Source organism: Rhizobium altiplani, assembly GCF_001542405.1.
GTDB lineage: Bacteria > Pseudomonadota > Alphaproteobacteria > Rhizobiales > Rhizobiaceae > Rhizobium > Rhizobium altiplani.
Window position 1 is genome coordinate 1 of record NZ_LNCD01000011.1, and the last position, 14,164, is coordinate 14,164.

General features: G+C 56.8%; 14 protein-coding genes. 8 read left to right on the forward strand and 6 right to left on the reverse strand.

Annotation, left to right across the window (positions count from 1 at the left end):
- The first annotated feature begins 81 nt into the window (after positions 1-81).
- From tnpA to AS026_RS02135, 4 genes are read left to right on the forward strand one after another with little or no spacing between them, the layout of a single operon-like run.
- Positions 82-552 (forward strand): IS66-like element accessory protein TnpA, encoded by a 471-nt coding sequence (gene tnpA / locus AS026_RS02120; RefSeq protein WP_062368489.1) that lies wholly within the window; start codon positions 82-84, stop codon positions 550-552.
- Positions 549-905, forward strand: a complete 357-nt coding sequence (tnpB, locus tag AS026_RS02125) for an IS66 family insertion sequence element accessory protein TnpB (RefSeq protein WP_028749713.1) — start codon at positions 549-551, stop codon at positions 903-905. Before tnpA ends, tnpB begins: the two co-directional genes overlap by 4 nt.
- 48 nt (positions 906-953) lie before the next feature.
- The gene (gene tnpC / locus AS026_RS02130; protein WP_028749712.1) at positions 954-2,528 is read left to right on the forward strand and encodes an IS66 family transposase; all 1,575 of its coding nucleotides are present in this window, start codon (positions 954-956) and stop codon (positions 2,526-2,528) included.
- Complete coding sequence (locus AS026_RS02135; RefSeq protein ID WP_062368490.1) at positions 2,525-3,088, forward strand: UPF0149 family protein; 564 nt, start codon at positions 2,525-2,527, stop codon at positions 3,086-3,088. Before tnpC ends, AS026_RS02135 begins: the two co-directional genes overlap by 4 nt.
- A 306-nt stretch (positions 3,089-3,394) precedes the next feature.
- Here the strand turns inward: AS026_RS02135 and pseI are convergent, their stop codons facing one another.
- From pseI to pseB, 6 genes are all read right to left on the reverse strand, one after another.
- A complete protein-coding gene (gene pseI / locus AS026_RS02140) occupies positions 3,395-4,450 on the reverse strand; it encodes a pseudaminic acid synthase (RefSeq protein WP_062368512.1) in 1,056 nt (351 codons plus the stop codon).
- Positions 4,447-4,980 (reverse strand): UDP-4-amino-4,6-dideoxy-N-acetyl-beta-L-altrosamine N-acetyltransferase, encoded by a 534-nt coding sequence (pseH, locus tag AS026_RS44360; protein WP_425349750.1) that lies wholly within the window; start codon positions 4,978-4,980, stop codon positions 4,447-4,449. Before pseH ends, pseI begins: the two co-directional genes overlap by 4 nt.
- A gap of 1 nt (position 4,981) precedes the next feature.
- Positions 4,982-6,133 carry a UDP-2,4-diacetamido-2,4,6-trideoxy-beta-L-altropyranose hydrolase gene (pseG, locus tag AS026_RS02150; RefSeq protein ID WP_342587543.1) on the reverse strand — a complete coding sequence of 384 codons (1,152 nt, stop codon included), beginning with the start codon at positions 6,131-6,133 and terminating at the stop codon, positions 4,982-4,984.
- 87 nt (positions 6,134-6,220) lie between these two features.
- A complete protein-coding gene (gene pseF, locus AS026_RS02155; RefSeq protein WP_062368514.1) occupies positions 6,221-6,922 on the reverse strand; it encodes a pseudaminic acid cytidylyltransferase in 702 nt (233 codons plus the stop codon).
- A complete protein-coding gene (gene pseC, locus AS026_RS02160) occupies positions 6,919-8,079 on the reverse strand; it encodes a UDP-4-amino-4,6-dideoxy-N-acetyl-beta-L-altrosamine transaminase (protein ID WP_062368515.1) in 1,161 nt (386 codons plus the stop codon). Before pseC ends, pseF begins: the two co-directional genes overlap by 4 nt.
- A 1-nt stretch (position 8,080) precedes the next feature.
- A complete protein-coding gene (gene pseB, locus AS026_RS02165) occupies positions 8,081-9,079 on the reverse strand; it encodes a UDP-N-acetylglucosamine 4,6-dehydratase (inverting) (RefSeq protein WP_062368516.1) in 999 nt (332 codons plus the stop codon).
- Positions 9,080-9,673: 594 nt separating this feature from the next.
- On the opposite strand from pseB, the gene AS026_RS02170 reads away from it, so the two are divergent.
- From AS026_RS02170 to AS026_RS02185, 4 genes are read left to right on the forward strand one after another with little or no spacing between them, the layout of a single operon-like run.
- Positions 9,674-11,143 carry a UbiA family prenyltransferase gene (locus AS026_RS02170; RefSeq protein ID WP_062368517.1) on the forward strand — a complete coding sequence of 490 codons (1,470 nt, stop codon included), beginning with the start codon at positions 9,674-9,676 and terminating at the stop codon, positions 11,141-11,143.
- Positions 11,140-12,474 carry an FAD-binding oxidoreductase gene (locus AS026_RS02175; RefSeq protein WP_062368518.1) on the forward strand — a complete coding sequence of 445 codons (1,335 nt, stop codon included), beginning with the start codon at positions 11,140-11,142 and terminating at the stop codon, positions 12,472-12,474. Before AS026_RS02170 ends, AS026_RS02175 begins: the two co-directional genes overlap by 4 nt.
- Positions 12,475-12,496: 22 nt before the next feature.
- On the forward strand, positions 12,497-13,228 hold the full coding sequence (locus tag AS026_RS02180; protein WP_245307297.1) for an SDR family NAD(P)-dependent oxidoreductase: 732 nt from the start codon (positions 12,497-12,499) through the stop codon (positions 13,226-13,228).
- The gene (locus tag AS026_RS02185; RefSeq protein WP_245307293.1) at positions 13,225-14,160 is read left to right on the forward strand and encodes an NAD-dependent epimerase/dehydratase family protein; all 936 of its coding nucleotides are present in this window, start codon (positions 13,225-13,227) and stop codon (positions 14,158-14,160) included. The genes AS026_RS02180 and AS026_RS02185 overlap by 4 nt, the downstream gene beginning before the upstream one ends.
- Positions 14,161-14,164: the final 4 nt, after the last annotated feature.

Here is a 14,164-nt window from a genome sequence, read left to right on the forward strand (position 1 = left end):
GTGAGCGCGACGAACAGCCCACCTTTTCTTTTGTGAATGAGGCCTCGAGATAAGCTCTATCATTGATAGGAGTGGACCGGGATGGTTGGAGATCGCGCTGATGCCATGCTTGAAGTCATGGATGAAGGCATGCATGAAGCCAGGCATGAGGGAAAGTATCGGCGGATCGAGGTGATCACCGGTCGGCGGCAGCGGCGGAATTGGACTGACGAGGAGAAGGCGCGGATTCTCGCGGAGAGCGCAGAACCTGAAGTGAACATTTCGGCTGTTGCGAGGCGCTGGGGCGTCAATCGCGGCTTGCTGAATGTGTGGCGACGGGAAGCCGGACTAACCTCTCAACGGTCGGCAAAGACTAGTTTGCCGCCTGCCGTGTTCGTGCCGGTGACAGTGGTTGGGGATGGCGCACGACACGAAGGCTCGCCATCGAATGCCCCAGAGGTTCTCGCTGGCCGAATTGAGATCGAGATTGCGGGCGCACGCATGACGGTCATCGGCTCGGTAGCGCCTGAACTGGCGCAGGCGATGGTAGCGGCGTTGCGAGGGCGCCGGTGATCGGAGTTTCGCCAAATGGCGTGAAGATCATGGTTGCGACGCAACCCGTCGACTTCCGGCGCGGCATGAATGGCCTGGTAGCTTTGGTGGCGTCAGCCCTTGCGGCCGATCCCTATTGTGGCGACGTGTTCGTGTTCCGCGCCAAGCGTCTTGATCGGCTTCGCTGCATTTATTGGGACGGATCAGGCATGATCCTAGCGACGAAGTGGTTGGAGGCGGGCAAGTTCGTTTGGCCTCCGATCCGCGATGGCGCTATGCAGATGAGTGCCCAGGAGTTCTCGCTTTTGCTGGCCGGCATTGACTGGACGCGCGTCAAACGAAACGCGGTGAGGAGGCCCTCAAAAGCAGGCTGATCCTATTGGTTTTGCTTGAAGATTCAGACCCGTGTGGTAGGGTCTGTCATGCCGCTTCGACCCGATCCCTTGCCCCAGGATGCTGCGCAATTGACCCGGATCATTCTCTCGCTCGACGAAGAGAATGCCGATCTCAAGGCGCGCGTTGCCTTCCTTGAGCGCCAGCTCTTCGGGACGAAATCGGAGAAGATGACGACGATCGATCCAACGCAGGCAATGCTCGATCTTGGCGATCTAGGCGACATTCCCGTTGCTGCCAATGACGATGTCGCGCCGGTCGATGAAGACAAAACGCAGGCACGGCGATCGCCAGCCCGCAATATCGGCCGTTTGCCGAAACACCTTCCGCGTTATGACGAGCTCATCGAGCCAGCGAGCAAGACTTGCCCCTGCTGTTCGTTCGAACTTCATTGCATCGGCACTGATGTCAGCGAGGCGCTCGACATCGTGCCTGCAGTAGTCCGGGTGAAACGGACGATCCGGCCACGCTATGCATGCCGGGCTTGCGAGAGTGGCATCGTGCAAGCACCCGCACCAGCACGCATCATGGACGGCGGCATGGTGACCACGGCGTTTGCAGCCCATGTCGCCGTTTCGAAGTTTGCCTGGCATTTGCCGCTGCATCGCCAGGCGCAGATGCTGGCCTCCTGCGGCGTCATCATTGATCGCGGTACGCTCGGGGCATGGGTCACGCGGGTCGCCTGGTGGCTCGAACTTCTCTACGATGCACTCACCGCCTTCATCCGCTCGCAGCCGAGGGTGTTCTGTGACGAGACGCCACTTCCGCGCCTCGATCCGGGGCGCAAACGAACCAAGGTCTGCCAGTTATGGGCACAAGCGGTTGACGATCGGCCATGGAACGGTCCGGCGCCGCCGGCGGTGGCCTACATTTTTGCCGAAAGCCGCAGCGCTCGCGAGATCGAGGGGCAACTGTCGTCGTTCGCCGGCGTGCTTCAGGTTGATGGATATCAAGCCTATAAAACCATGGTCAAACGACGCGGCAAGAGCAACGTTGCCCCCATGCGGCTGGCCTTCTGCCTCGCTCATGCACGGCGAAAGTTCGTTGACGTCGTCAAACTGACCGGCTCTTCGGAGGCCTTGTCGATCCTTGCCAGGATTGCCGAAATCTATCGCATCGAAGCAAAACTACGAGGGGAAGATGAAGATACCCGGCTTAGCGGCAGGCGTCGTGAGGCAGCTCCCATCATGAGAGAACTGAAGGTCCATCTCACCGAACTGAGCGACGAGGTGTCGTCGAAATCGGCACTTGGCAAGGCAGTCACTTACATGCTCAACCACTGGAGCGGATTGACAGCCTTTCTAGAGGATGGCCGGATCGAGGTGGACTCCAATGTCGTCGAGCGTTCCATGAAATCCGTGGCTTTGACGAGAAAGAACTCATTATTCGTGGGCAACGAGCGGGGTGGAAAGACCTTCGCTGTCCTGGCATCGCTCGTGAACACGGCAAAGCTTAACGGCGTGGACCCCGACGTCTGGCTTGCCGATGTGCTGGAGCGCATCATCTCCGGCAAAGTGAAAGCCAACGAGATGGAGAGCCTTTTGCCTTGGGCCTGGAAGGCGGAACGCGAAGCGATGACACAGCAGGAGCGACAAGCGGCATGACACAGAACAGCCAGGAGATGACGCCGCGACCGAAGCTCGATGACGACGCATTCGAAGCCTTTATCAGGAGACGTCGTCCGCCATCGCCTATCTGGTCAATGAGCAGACTCGATGGTTATCTTACGGCCCTCATCATCGGCCCCAGGTTCATCGACCCACGGCAATGGATCCCGGAACTGACCGGCCCGGATGCCCTAAACCTGCCGATGGAAACAACCGAACATCGGGCCGTGCAGACGATCGTTGCAGAGTATAATCGGATATCTGCAAGCCTTTCCGAGAGACCGAAAGACCACCGGCCAAGGTTCACCCAGATCGATGATCAGACCCTTGATCCATTTGATTGGGACATCTGCTTTCTCATTGGAACACGACACGCGCCAAGGCTTTGGCAGCCTGTCCTTCGAGGTCATGCCGTCACTGGGGATATCATTGCGCCGATCCGCAAGCTCGGCGAGGTAAAACGGAAAGCGACCCACCAGGATGCTGCTGCCGTCGCCGAAGCACTCGTCAATATCCGAACCTATTTTATGCCGAAGCGGGCAAAGCAGAAGTTCTGACCGAGAGCCAGAAAGCCAGAAACCTATTTAGTCAAATCACGAAAGCCGTGGGCCATTCGTTGCGCTCACAGTTCATCCGGCTGCGACCGGAGCCTCTGCGGCCCCGTTACCCTCCCCAACTTTCTCGACCACCGGAGGCGAGAGTCTTCCGTCAAATCGCGACGGGAACAACTAGGTGGTGGAAACTCGAAAGTTTCATCTGGAGCAGGGTGTAGTCGGGCAAAAGAAGCGCTCTCCAGTACGCCGGGAGCAGTTCACAGATCATACGGAAGCTAAGGCAACGCGAGGCCAGAACACCGGTACGTGTTAGCTTTGGATGTGTGCCAGCGTCACGGGTCCAAATGCTTCCGCGTCCTTTAGCAGCACCGCACCAACAACATCCCCATATCGCTTCGGCGCGAGACCAAAACCAGGTCGCACACTTCTGATCGCGTCCGCAGGTATGATTTCACCTGCTTTCAAATTCTTCACGAAGTACAGCGACCGACGAAATTTGACATTCTCCCCCTCGCTTGGCTTTCGCCCATAGTCGATCCTCCCTAACGACATCCAAGCGCGTCTTGAACTCACACACAGATCCATCATATCGGCCGGCTCGAGGGAGAAGCTGTCGTCGGGGCCGCCCCCCTTTCGATCGAGGGTAAAATGCTTCTCAATTATTCTCGCGCCCAAGGCAACGCTGGCAATAGCTGTGGTGTTTTCCAGAGTGTGATCGGAAAGCCCGGTAACCAATCCAAATCGCCTGATCATGTCAGGGATCGTCAGCAGGTTGTAGTCTTCCGCGGGCGCTGGATACCCGCTTACGCAATGCAAGATGGCAATCTCTTTACAGCCACCTCGCCGGGCCGCTTCAATGGCCTCGCATATTTCGGCATCATCTGCCATACCGGTGGAAATTATCATCGGCTTCCCGGTACCTGCGACATATCGAATAAGCTCAAGATCCACAGCTTCGAATGAGGCAATCTTGTAGGCTGGCGCCCCCAGATCTTCCAATAAGTCGACCGCCGTTGCGTCAAAGGGAGAGCTGAAGATCGTGATGTCCAGCTCGCGGGCCTTCTTAAAAAGGGGTGCATGCCAGTCCCACGGCATGTGGGCCTCTTCGTAAAGCTGGTAGAGCGTTTTCCCGCCCCACAGGCCGCCTTTTATCTGGAAATCGTCGCCATCATGATTGAGCGTAATCGTATCGGCGGTGTAGGTCTGGATCTTGACCGCATCAGCTCCGGCTTTCTTTGCCTCTTCGATGATCTTGAAGGCCGTCTCGATACTTCCATTGTGATTTGCGGACATCTCGGCAATCACATAGGGAGCAGTATCGTCGGCAATTCGTCGACCGGCGATCGTGATAGCGGGCTTGCTCATGTTAAAAGTCTCGTTCTTGCTTGTGGCCATTCGTAGGCGAGGATGCCGAACCAGAATACGTTTTCGTACGTCTGGCCGTTGAAGTGGTGGTTGCGCAATTCACCTTCGCGCGAAAAGCCCATTCGTTCATGGAGCCTAACAGATGCCAGGTTGGACGCCAGACATTGCCCCCAGACCCTTTGCAAACGCAAAGTCGAGAAGCAATGATCAAGCGCATCTATACCGAGTGCCTTGCCTGCTCCCTTTGGAGCATCCGGGGCGGCATAGAAACCCCATTCTGCGACGCCGCCTGGTCCTGCGACATGAATGCTGACATATCCTTGCGGGACCCGGTCCTGCTCAAAGATTAGCAGGTGCCAGGCGGGATCTATACTCTTTCGACTAAACCACGCCCTGTGCTCGTCGGCCTGGATCTGATGCCGAGTATACATGTATCGCCGCACGTGCTCGCTGTTCCGCCATTGGAGAACGCAATCGAGATCAAACTCCTCCATGGGGCGAACGCGATGTTCGTTAGTGCTTACCAGCATCTCAAATGACCATTCGTTTGACCAACATCGGAACGCCCTTGCCGTCAGTCACAAGGCTACAAGCGTGGACCATTTCCGTGCGTTTTGTCGCCGATAGAACAAGCGGATCAACTCCATCGGGAAGCAAGCGCTCCACCTCATCTATGCTGTGCACGACATGCGCGCATCCGTGTTCGGCCAGGCGCTTTGCAATCAATGACTGATTTTCGGCGACCACCACTACTATGCTGGGAACTCCAAGGCAGCATCGCTCCCAGGATGTCGCACCTGCGGCACCGATTGCAAGGTCACTCATGCTCATCAGGTGAGCCATCTCGCTCGTGTCGACAATAACCTCGGTTGGCCATGGCATGTGGGACGCCCTTTCACGAACATCCTCGATCCAGGGGGCTCGTCCACCCATCACGATCGTTACCGCGCAACTATCAGGCAGGGCGCAATTTTTCAACGCATCTATGACCTTACCGGTCGCATTGTCCTTATCTATGCCACCCATCGTGATCAAAAGCCTGCGCACTCCTGAGGTACGCCTTCGATCCAAGCTGAATTGCCGAAGCTCGGCAAATTCGGGCTTAAGAAGAGCGTATTGCGATCCCGCAAGCACGGTCGCCTCGCCCCCGACATGCTCACGATAGTCATCGACCGTACGTCCCAGGGTCTGATCAAGCAGCATATCGCAGTCATGCGCGCGGTCTGCGAGGTCGTCAATTACCATGATCTTTCGACAACGGGGGCGCAAGGCGCGTTCCCAGTCTGCGTCGAGCGCATAATGGTCGACGACAAGCCAGTCGGGGTAAATGGAGTCCAGAGCCCGAGTGCAATCCTCCGCGTCCCTTTGCCAAGTGGTGCCCAGCCAGTCCGCGTGCGGCGGCAGATTAGACCGGCGACTTTCATGCTGGCAGATTTCCTGCTCGACCGTGGGTGGCAACCGGAGGACCTCGTATCCCCGTGCCTCGATTGCTGACATCAGGTTGCCGTTGTGGTCACGGCATATAAACACGATATCCGCGCCCGCTGCGCGAAGGCCGTCCGCGACCGTCAGAGACCGCATGACATGCCCTGTACCGATTGTTATCGAGGCATCAACCCGAAAGGCAACCTTCATAGCGGCTCGTTCACCTGGTAGAGGGACGCAACGGTCGCGGAAGACCATACCGTCCTCACTGTTGTGTCAGAAACCCATGATTTCGCCGGCGACGAAATGAATAACTCCAAGCCATGCCGTCGCACATCTCCACACCTAAGCGCTCTTGGGTTGGCCACTCAACACGGCGAACATGAGCTCGGCATAACGCCAATCCTCTTCCGTATCAATATCCTGTACCCGGCTGCGCGGAAGAATGATCGGAACGGAATCGGCAAGGAATATTGCCTTGCGCTCCAACCACGCGCTCCGGGTACCCCAATAGAATTGCGCGGCGTCATGATAGGCATGCTCCAGATCCTGAGAGCGGGTGGTATAGTGCTCGGGGTAAAACATCTCCGCCTTACCCTCGCCATTTATACGAATGGCCCGCTGGATGGTAGCGTCGTAGCTCGCTACGGGGAACACGTAGTCGCAAACTTCTCTGTCGAGAACTTCCGCACCTCGGCGAATGTCGACCGGGTCGACAAAGGGAGCTGTTGCGTAGATACAGCAGATCTGGTTCGCTTGAATACCGTTCTCAAGCGCCCATTCGACTGCATGTGCGATAACAGGAACGGTGCCGGCATGGTCATCTGAAAGCTCTGGCGGCCTGATGAAGGGCACATCACAACCTTCGGAGATAGCGATTTGGGAAATTTCCTCGTCATCCGTGGACACGATGATCCGATCGAAACACTTGGAGGCCTGCGCCGCGAGAATCGACCAGGCGATCATCGGCCTTCCAAAAAACGGCCGGACATTTTTGCGCGGTATGCGCTTGCTGCCGCCTCGAGCTGGAATGACCGCCAGTCTCATGCCTTGACAACCTCGCGGAGCGAACTGACCACAGTATCCTGCTGCTGAGTACTGAGCGTGGGATATAGCGGCAGCGTCAATGCCTCCGAATAATAACATTCAGCGTTCGGAAAATCTCCGGATCTGAAGCCCATGGCAGAAAAGTAAGGCTGCAAATGCACCGGAATGTAGTGCACATTGACGCCAACGCCTGCTTCGCGCATTGCCTCGAACACGGCGCGTCGTGATCGATTGCCCGGTCGGTTTGAAATACGAACGGTGAAGAGATGGTAGGCGGAAAACGCATCCGGGTGTTGCCACGGTCGAACGATCGCGAGGTCTTCCAGCAGTTTGTCGTAGCGATTTGCGAGTGAGTGCCTCGCTGCCACATACTCATCGAGCCGCGCCATCTGACTGAGACCGAGCGCCGCCTGGATGTCGGTCATTCGGTAGTTGAAACCTAGTTCGACCTGCTGATAATACCAGGGGCCATCAGGTTCATGAGTCATTACGGCGCGATCCCGTGTAATGCCGTGGCTCCGAAGCAATCCGATGCGTCGGGCCAGCTGCGGATCGTTGGTCATAGCCATTCCGCCTTCGGCGGTCGTAATGATCTTTACCGGATGAAAGCTGAATACGACGATGTCCGAGTAGCGGCAATTGCCGACCGGCTCACCGAGATAGGTACCACCAATGGCATGAGAGGCGTCTTCGATGATCTTGAAGCCATAGACCTCGGCCAGAGCGCGAATGCCCCGCATGTCGCAAGATTGGCCGGCGAAGTGCACTGGGACCACTACTTTGGGCAGGCGACCAATTTTCTTGGCGACTTCAAGTTTTTTCTCGAGCGCCTCGACCGACATGTTGTAGGTGCGTGGGTCGATGTCAACGAAGTCAACCTTGGCACCACAGTATAGGGCGCAATTGGCCGAGGCTACGAAAGTGATCGGGCTCGTCCATAACCAGTCGCCCTCACCGAGATCGAGGGCGAGACAGGCGACATGGAGCGCAGCCGTCGCACTGCTGACGGCGAAGCCATATGCGCTTCCAACGCGCTGTGCAACGGTACTCTCGAATTGCGGCACAACGGGCCCTTGCGTCAGAAAGTCGGACCGAAGCACGTCCACGACCGCATCGATATCCGCTTGCACAATCTGTTGGCGACCGTAAGGGATCATGTCAAAAGCTTCCAATCTTCTCGCGGTTGGCCTCGATCCAGGCATGCATGTCGCTATCGCTCATCCAATCCTTGTTATTGTCGCTTGAATAAACAAAGCCAGGCGAGACTTTCGTGCCATCCTTTATGCGCTCCTTGGACAGCGCCCAGTCATGGATCGCTGGAAGGACCTTGAAATGATCTTTGTATTCATAGGTGTAGAAGGAATCTTCAGCTCCGATCATCTGTTCATGGAGCTTTTCTCCGGGGCGAATTCCAACGATCTCATGTCTCGCGCCCGGAGCGATGACGCGCGCGAGATCGGTTACACGCATGGACGGTATCTTCTTAACGTAGATTTCGCCGCCTTCCATGTCCTCGAAGGCATGCCAGACGAGTTCCACGCCTTGTTCCAGTGAGATCATGAAACGGGTCATTCTCTCGTCCGTGATCGGCAATACGCCCGTACCACGAATAGACATGAAGAATGGAATGACAGATCCACGCGATCCCATGACATTGCCGTATCGCACTACGGCGAAACGTGTATCGTGGCTGCCGCTGTAGGAGTTGGCCGCGACAAACAGCTTGTCCGAGGCGAGTTTGGTCGCGCCATATAGGTTGACGGGGCTGCTGGCCTTGTCCGTCGAGAGTGCAACGACGCGTTTTACACCCTTGTCTATGCACGCGTCGATGAGGTTCATCGCGCCGTTGATATTGGTTTTCACGCACTCGAATGGATTGTACTCCGCGGTCGGGACAATCTTGGTCGCAGCTGCATGAACCACGTAGTCCACGCCGTCCAAGGCGCGATACAGACGCTCCCTATCACGGACGTCGCCGATGAAGAATCTTATGCGACTATCCCCTGCGAATTTTTTCGCCATCTCCCACTGCTTCATCTCGTCGCGAGAGAGGATAATGATCTTTTTCGGCTTGAAATGTGCGAGCGTCATTGGAACGAAGCTGTTTCCAAACGAGCCTGTCCCGCCGGTGATTAGAACCGTTGCGTTGTGTAACATCTTTTGGGCCTTCGTTGATTGGCAATCCTGGCGCTGGTATCCAGTTAAAGCCGACAAATCAATGGAAATTGACGAGACTATCCATGAATTGGCCGAATCTCATATAGTCAAAGCAGCGGCGGAGCGTTGAATTGAACCGTCGGACTCGCTATCAAGAAATGTGATACTCGCAGTGCGGAGGAAGATGACAAGCGGCGTGACGTTGTTCTTCGCGCCCTCCACCGAAATCCCCGACTGTGGTGCGCGGCCGCGGTTCTGGCGAGCCGAGGAAGGGCTGTTGCTGCCTGTCTGCCGGCGCACGCCATCCCGGCGACTTGGCGCTTTCCGACGTATTGCTCAATATCGCATCTTTTCGTGGCCACCGCGCTTGTGCCGGCTTTCGTAGCGCCGACGAAGAAGCACATTCGTGAAGCAACTCACAAATTCTGAAGCTCGAGATTAAATGACATTTCGCTTGAGGCTAGTGCTCTTACCACTGGGGTTGGGGCTTCTCTCGCGGTCTATGCTTGAATTTTCCTCCTTCTCATGTGAAACAGCCTCACGATCAAATGGCCACTGCCTCGTTGGGGCGAGATTGCGAGAATTGTGCTCAATATGGAAGAAGTCCGTGAGGTCGTTGTAGCAACGGGTACTAGCGACGATATTTCAGAATTGCCGATTGTTGTCGATCTCGATGACACGTTAATCGTGACGGACACACTTTACGAGCAAATCGTGACGGGATTATTCACGCGCCCTGTTGGGATCTTGCACGCGTTCTTCAGTCTCTCGAAAGGGCGAGCGGCGTTAAAAGCGCAACTTGCGCGCGAAATCGATCTAACGCACACGACGCTTCCTATCCGTGAAGATTTGGTTGAGTGGCTTCATCATCAGGCGGACCGCGGACGCGAAATTCATCTCTGCTCGGCCGCCGCCCAGCCAGTCGTCGACGCTATGGCCGCGCGGCTCGGCATTTTTGAGAGCGCAACCGGCTCGGCTGAGGCAAACTTAAAGGGCGAAGCAAAGGCGGCTTATTTGAAGCAGCGCTTCCCGGAAGGGTTCATTTACGCAGGCGATAGCGCGGCCGATCTCGCTGTCTGGAAGGCGGCGAGCGGGATCGTGCTCGCTGGCGTTTCCCCGTCGGTCGCCAAAGCGGCACGAAATCTCGACAAACCCATTGAAGCCGAATTTAAGAACAAGCAACTGTCTTCCAAGGATCTACTGAAGGCCCTGCGTGTCCATCACTGGTCTAAGAACGTACTGATCTTCCTCCCTTTAATTTTTGCTCACGCTTGGGACGACTTGTCTCTGATTGGCCGTACCTTTCTCGCATTCATTTGCCTTCTGATGATTACGTCAGCCACTTATCTCCTAAACGACTTGGCAGATCTTAATGCGGACCGTCAGCATTGGTCGAAGCGCAACCGCGCGCTTGCCAGTGGCCGCATGTCGATTCCGGTAGGCTTAGCGCTTGCCGGGATATTGCTTGCCGTTGCATTTGCGTCGGCGATAGTCCTCGCTCCCGCCTTCGCAGGCGCACTCGCGAGCTATCTTGTGCTCACTGGATCGTATTCGCTTGGCCTGAAACGTGTGCCTCTGCTAGACACTCTGATTATCGGCGTACTCTTTACAATACGCATTATCATGGGGATTGTTCTCATCAGCCAGCCTAGCCCCGCGTGGCTTTTAACATTTTCAGTTTTCTTTTTCTTCTCCTTGGCGGTCACCAAACGGCATACGGAGATTATTCGGGCCGGGGTAACAGGTGAAGCCCATAGCCTCGCAAGTCGGGGTTATCGCGTGGAAGATGCACCATTGACTCTGACATTGGGCATTGCCTCCGCTGTCGCATCCCTTGTCGTTCTCGTGCTATTCATCATCGAGGAGATGTTGCCGGCGAGCCTCTATAGCCATCCGCAGTTGCTGGCGGGAATGCCACTCGTTCTATCCATATGGCTGGGGCGCATCTGGTTGCTCGCCCATCGCGGTCATATGAATGATGACCCGGTAAGCTTCGCATTGCGGGACCGGATTAGCCTAGCGCTCGGTGGCATCGTTTTTGCTCTCTTTCTGGCTGCCCTATGATCCAATTTTCGACGTCCGATGAGATCAGATCATGGGGAGGTGTCATTCGGGCACCCCATAAGGTGGCTAGGCCTACGTGGCAGGACGACCTTCCCGAAGCTTTAATAGCCGCAAGAAAAGACGACCTTCCGATCCTAGCGACCGGGCTGCGTCGATCCTACGGCGACACTTGCCTCAATCCGGACGGTGCGCTGCTGGACATGACTTCCGTCGACAGAGCGATATTCTTCGACCCGGACAGACTGCTCTTACGGGCCGAAGCTGGCATTTCGTTCGATGTGCTGCTGCAAATGCTTGTAAGAAAGGGCTTCTTTTTGCCAGTTACGCCTGGCACGCGCTTTGTCACTTTGGGCGGGGCGATCGCCAACGACGTTCACGGTAAGAACCATCACGCAGCGGGGACACTCGGGCGCTGGGTAAGGCGTATTGGTTTGTTGCGCTCGGACGGCAGTCAGCTCGAGCTGACTCCACAGGACAATACCGGACTGTTTTCAGCAACGATCGGGGGCCTGGGACTGACCGGCATCATCACTTGGGCTGAAATTGAGGTGATGCACATCGATAGTGCGATGATGGACATCGAGAATGTTCCTTTTGCCAATCTCGATGAGTTCTTTCATGTCTCGCGAGAGAGCGAGGACGTATTCGACTACACCGTCTCCTGGATTGACTGCCTCGCGAAGGGCAAAGATCTGGGGCGTGGCCTGTTCACCCGAGGAAACCATGCCCAAAAAGGCGCGCGGCTGCCATCCAGAGCCGATCCCAAACTGAACATGCCGCTGAACTTTCCCGGCTTCATTCTTAATAGGCTTTCGATCGGCGCCTTCAATCGCCTGTACCATTGGAATGGAAGTCGCAAGGCCGGTCGTGGAACCGTTCCGATCCATCCATTCTTCTATCCCCTCGACGCAATCGGCCACTGGTACCGGATGTATGGTCGGCGCGGAATGTATCAGTATCAATCCGCCGTCCCCCCGGAGAACGAGCGGGATGCCACCAAGGCGATGCTCGAGACAATCTCATCTGCAGGTGAAGGGTCGTTCCTCGCCGTCCTCAAGACGTTTGGCAGTAAGCCATCGCCCGGTATGCTGTCATTTCCGCGCCCTGGGACAACCTTGGCGCTCGATTTTCCAAACCGGGGAGCATCGACGCTGCAGTTGATGGACCGGCTGGACGCGATCGTGCGCGAGGCGGGCGGCCGGCTCTACCCTGCCAAGGACGGCAGAATGACGGTGGATATGTTTCGCTCGGGCTTTCCACAGTGGCGGGACTTCGCCAAATACGTGGACCCCAATTTCCAATCGCATTTTTGGAAACGGATCGCTCAATGAATAGGAGTGCAGCGCATTGCGGGTGATTGTACTAGGCGCGACATCAGCGATTGCTGAGGCAACCGCGCGCCTCTACGCGGCAGAAGGCGCGGATCTGTTGCTTGTCGGACGGCATGCCGGAAAGCTGTCGTCGATTGCCTCCGACCTCAAGATCCGCGGCGCGAGTAGAGCGGAAACCGCAGTTCATGACCTGGCCTCGGTGCAGGGCGTGGATGCGACGCTTGGCGATTTCATCCGCCAATTGGGCGGCGTCGATCATATCCTCATAGCCTACGGCATTCTCGGCGACCAGGCTGACGCCGAACGCGATCAATCGGTCGCTAATGACATTCTGCAGATCAACTTCAACTCGGCTGCCGCCTGGTGTCTAGCCGCGGCCGCCGAGCTGGAGCGACAGGGTCGTGGCTCGCTCGTCGTCATCGGGTCTGTGGCCGGGGACCGCGGCCGCCGCGCCAATTTCGTATATGGCGCCGCCAAAGCCGGCTTGGCCGCCCTCATCGAGGGTATCGCGCACCGTTTTGCAACCAAGGGCCCTCGTGCCGTCATAGTCAAGCCAGGCCCGACAATCACCCCAATGACGGAAGGCTTTGATCGCAAGGGCCTGCTATGGGCAACGGCTCCTCAGGTCGCAGCCGTCGTTCGAGCCGCGGCCGATCGGGGTGGTCCGGTCGTCTATGCCCCATGGTTTTGGCGCTATATCATGCTGATCATCCGCAACCTGCCGAGCGCCATCTTCAACCGGATGGACATATGATGGGGAAGATCATCATCACCGGGGCCGCAGGGCTTGTCGGCCAGAACGTCATTGCCCGGCTGAAGAGGATACCCAACCTCAAGATCGTCGGTATCGACAAGCATGCGAGCAATACAGCGTTATTGCGCAAGCTCCATCCCGAGATCGACGTCATCGAGGCGGATCTCGCCACCGAAGGGGCATGGATGGATGCCTTTGCCGGCGCGGATGCCGTGCTGTTGAACCAGGCCCAGATCGGCGGCCTGGACGAGCAGGAGTTCGTCGACAACAACGTTGTGGCGACCGAAAAGATCGTGGCGGCGATGCGCAGGCATTCCACTCCCTATTTCGTCCACATCTCCTCGTCCGTGGTCAATTCCAAGGCGGATGATTTCTATACCCGCTCCAAGACCACCCAGGAACGGTTCATCGATACCGTGACCGACATTCCGCATATCGTTCTGCGCCCGACTTTGATGTTCGGTTGGTTCGACCGCAAGCACCTGGGCTGGCTGCGCCGCTTCATGGACCGCGTGCCGGTCTTCCCCATCCCCGGCAACGGCGAGTTCATTCGCCAGCCGCTCTATGTCGGCGACTTTGCCAATATCATCATTTCGTCGCTCACCAACCGGACGACGGGCACCTACGACATTTCCGGCCTGGAGCAGGTCCACTACGGCGACCTGATCGGACTGATCCATCAGACAGTGACGCCCAGGGCCCGCATCGTCCACATCCCCTATTATCTGTTCTGGGTACTGCTGTTCGTCTACGGCAAGTTCAGCAGCAAGCCGCCTTTCACCACCAGCCAGCTCGAAGCGCTGGTCATTCCGGAAACCTTTGCGGTGATCGACTGGCCGTCAATCTTCGGGGTGACTGCCACGCCGCTGCGCAACGCGATTGCTGAAACCTATCTCGATCCGCGCTACAGCAGCATCGTACTGGACTTTTAGGAGA

Excerpts from the sequence above, each read along its gene's own strand:
- tnpA (WP_062368489.1), top strand. The coding sequence starts at position 82 with ATGGTTGGAGATCGCGCTGATGCCATGCTTGAAGTCATGGATGAAGGC.
- tnpC (WP_028749712.1), top strand. The coding sequence starts at position 954 with ATGCCGCTTCGACCCGATCCCTTGCCCCAGGATGCTGCGCAATTGACC.
- AS026_RS02135 (WP_062368490.1), top strand. The coding sequence starts at position 2,525 with ATGACACAGAACAGCCAGGAGATGACGCCGCGACCGAAGCTCGATGAC.
- pseI (WP_062368512.1), bottom strand. The coding sequence starts at position 4,450 with ATGAGCAAGCCCGCTATCACGATCGCCGGTCGACGAATTGCCGACGAT.
- pseH (WP_425349750.1), bottom strand. The coding sequence starts at position 4,980 with ATGCTGGTAAGCACTAACGAACATCGCGTTCGCCCCATGGAGGAGTTT.
- pseG (WP_342587543.1), bottom strand. The coding sequence starts at position 6,133 with ATGGTCTTCCGCGACCGTTGCGTCCCTCTACCAGGTGAACGAGCCGCT.
- pseF (WP_062368514.1), bottom strand. The coding sequence starts at position 6,922 with ATGAGACTGGCGGTCATTCCAGCTCGAGGCGGCAGCAAGCGCATACCG.
- pseC (WP_062368515.1), bottom strand. The coding sequence starts at position 8,079 with ATGATCCCTTACGGTCGCCAACAGATTGTGCAAGCGGATATCGATGCG.
- pseB (WP_062368516.1), bottom strand. The coding sequence starts at position 9,079 with ATGTTACACAACGCAACGGTTCTAATCACCGGCGGGACAGGCTCGTTT.
- AS026_RS02170 (WP_062368517.1), top strand. The coding sequence starts at position 9,674 with ATGGAAGAAGTCCGTGAGGTCGTTGTAGCAACGGGTACTAGCGACGAT.
- AS026_RS02175 (WP_062368518.1), top strand. The coding sequence starts at position 11,140 with ATGATCCAATTTTCGACGTCCGATGAGATCAGATCATGGGGAGGTGTC.
- AS026_RS02185 (WP_245307293.1), top strand. The coding sequence starts at position 13,225 with ATGATGGGGAAGATCATCATCACCGGGGCCGCAGGGCTTGTCGGCCAG.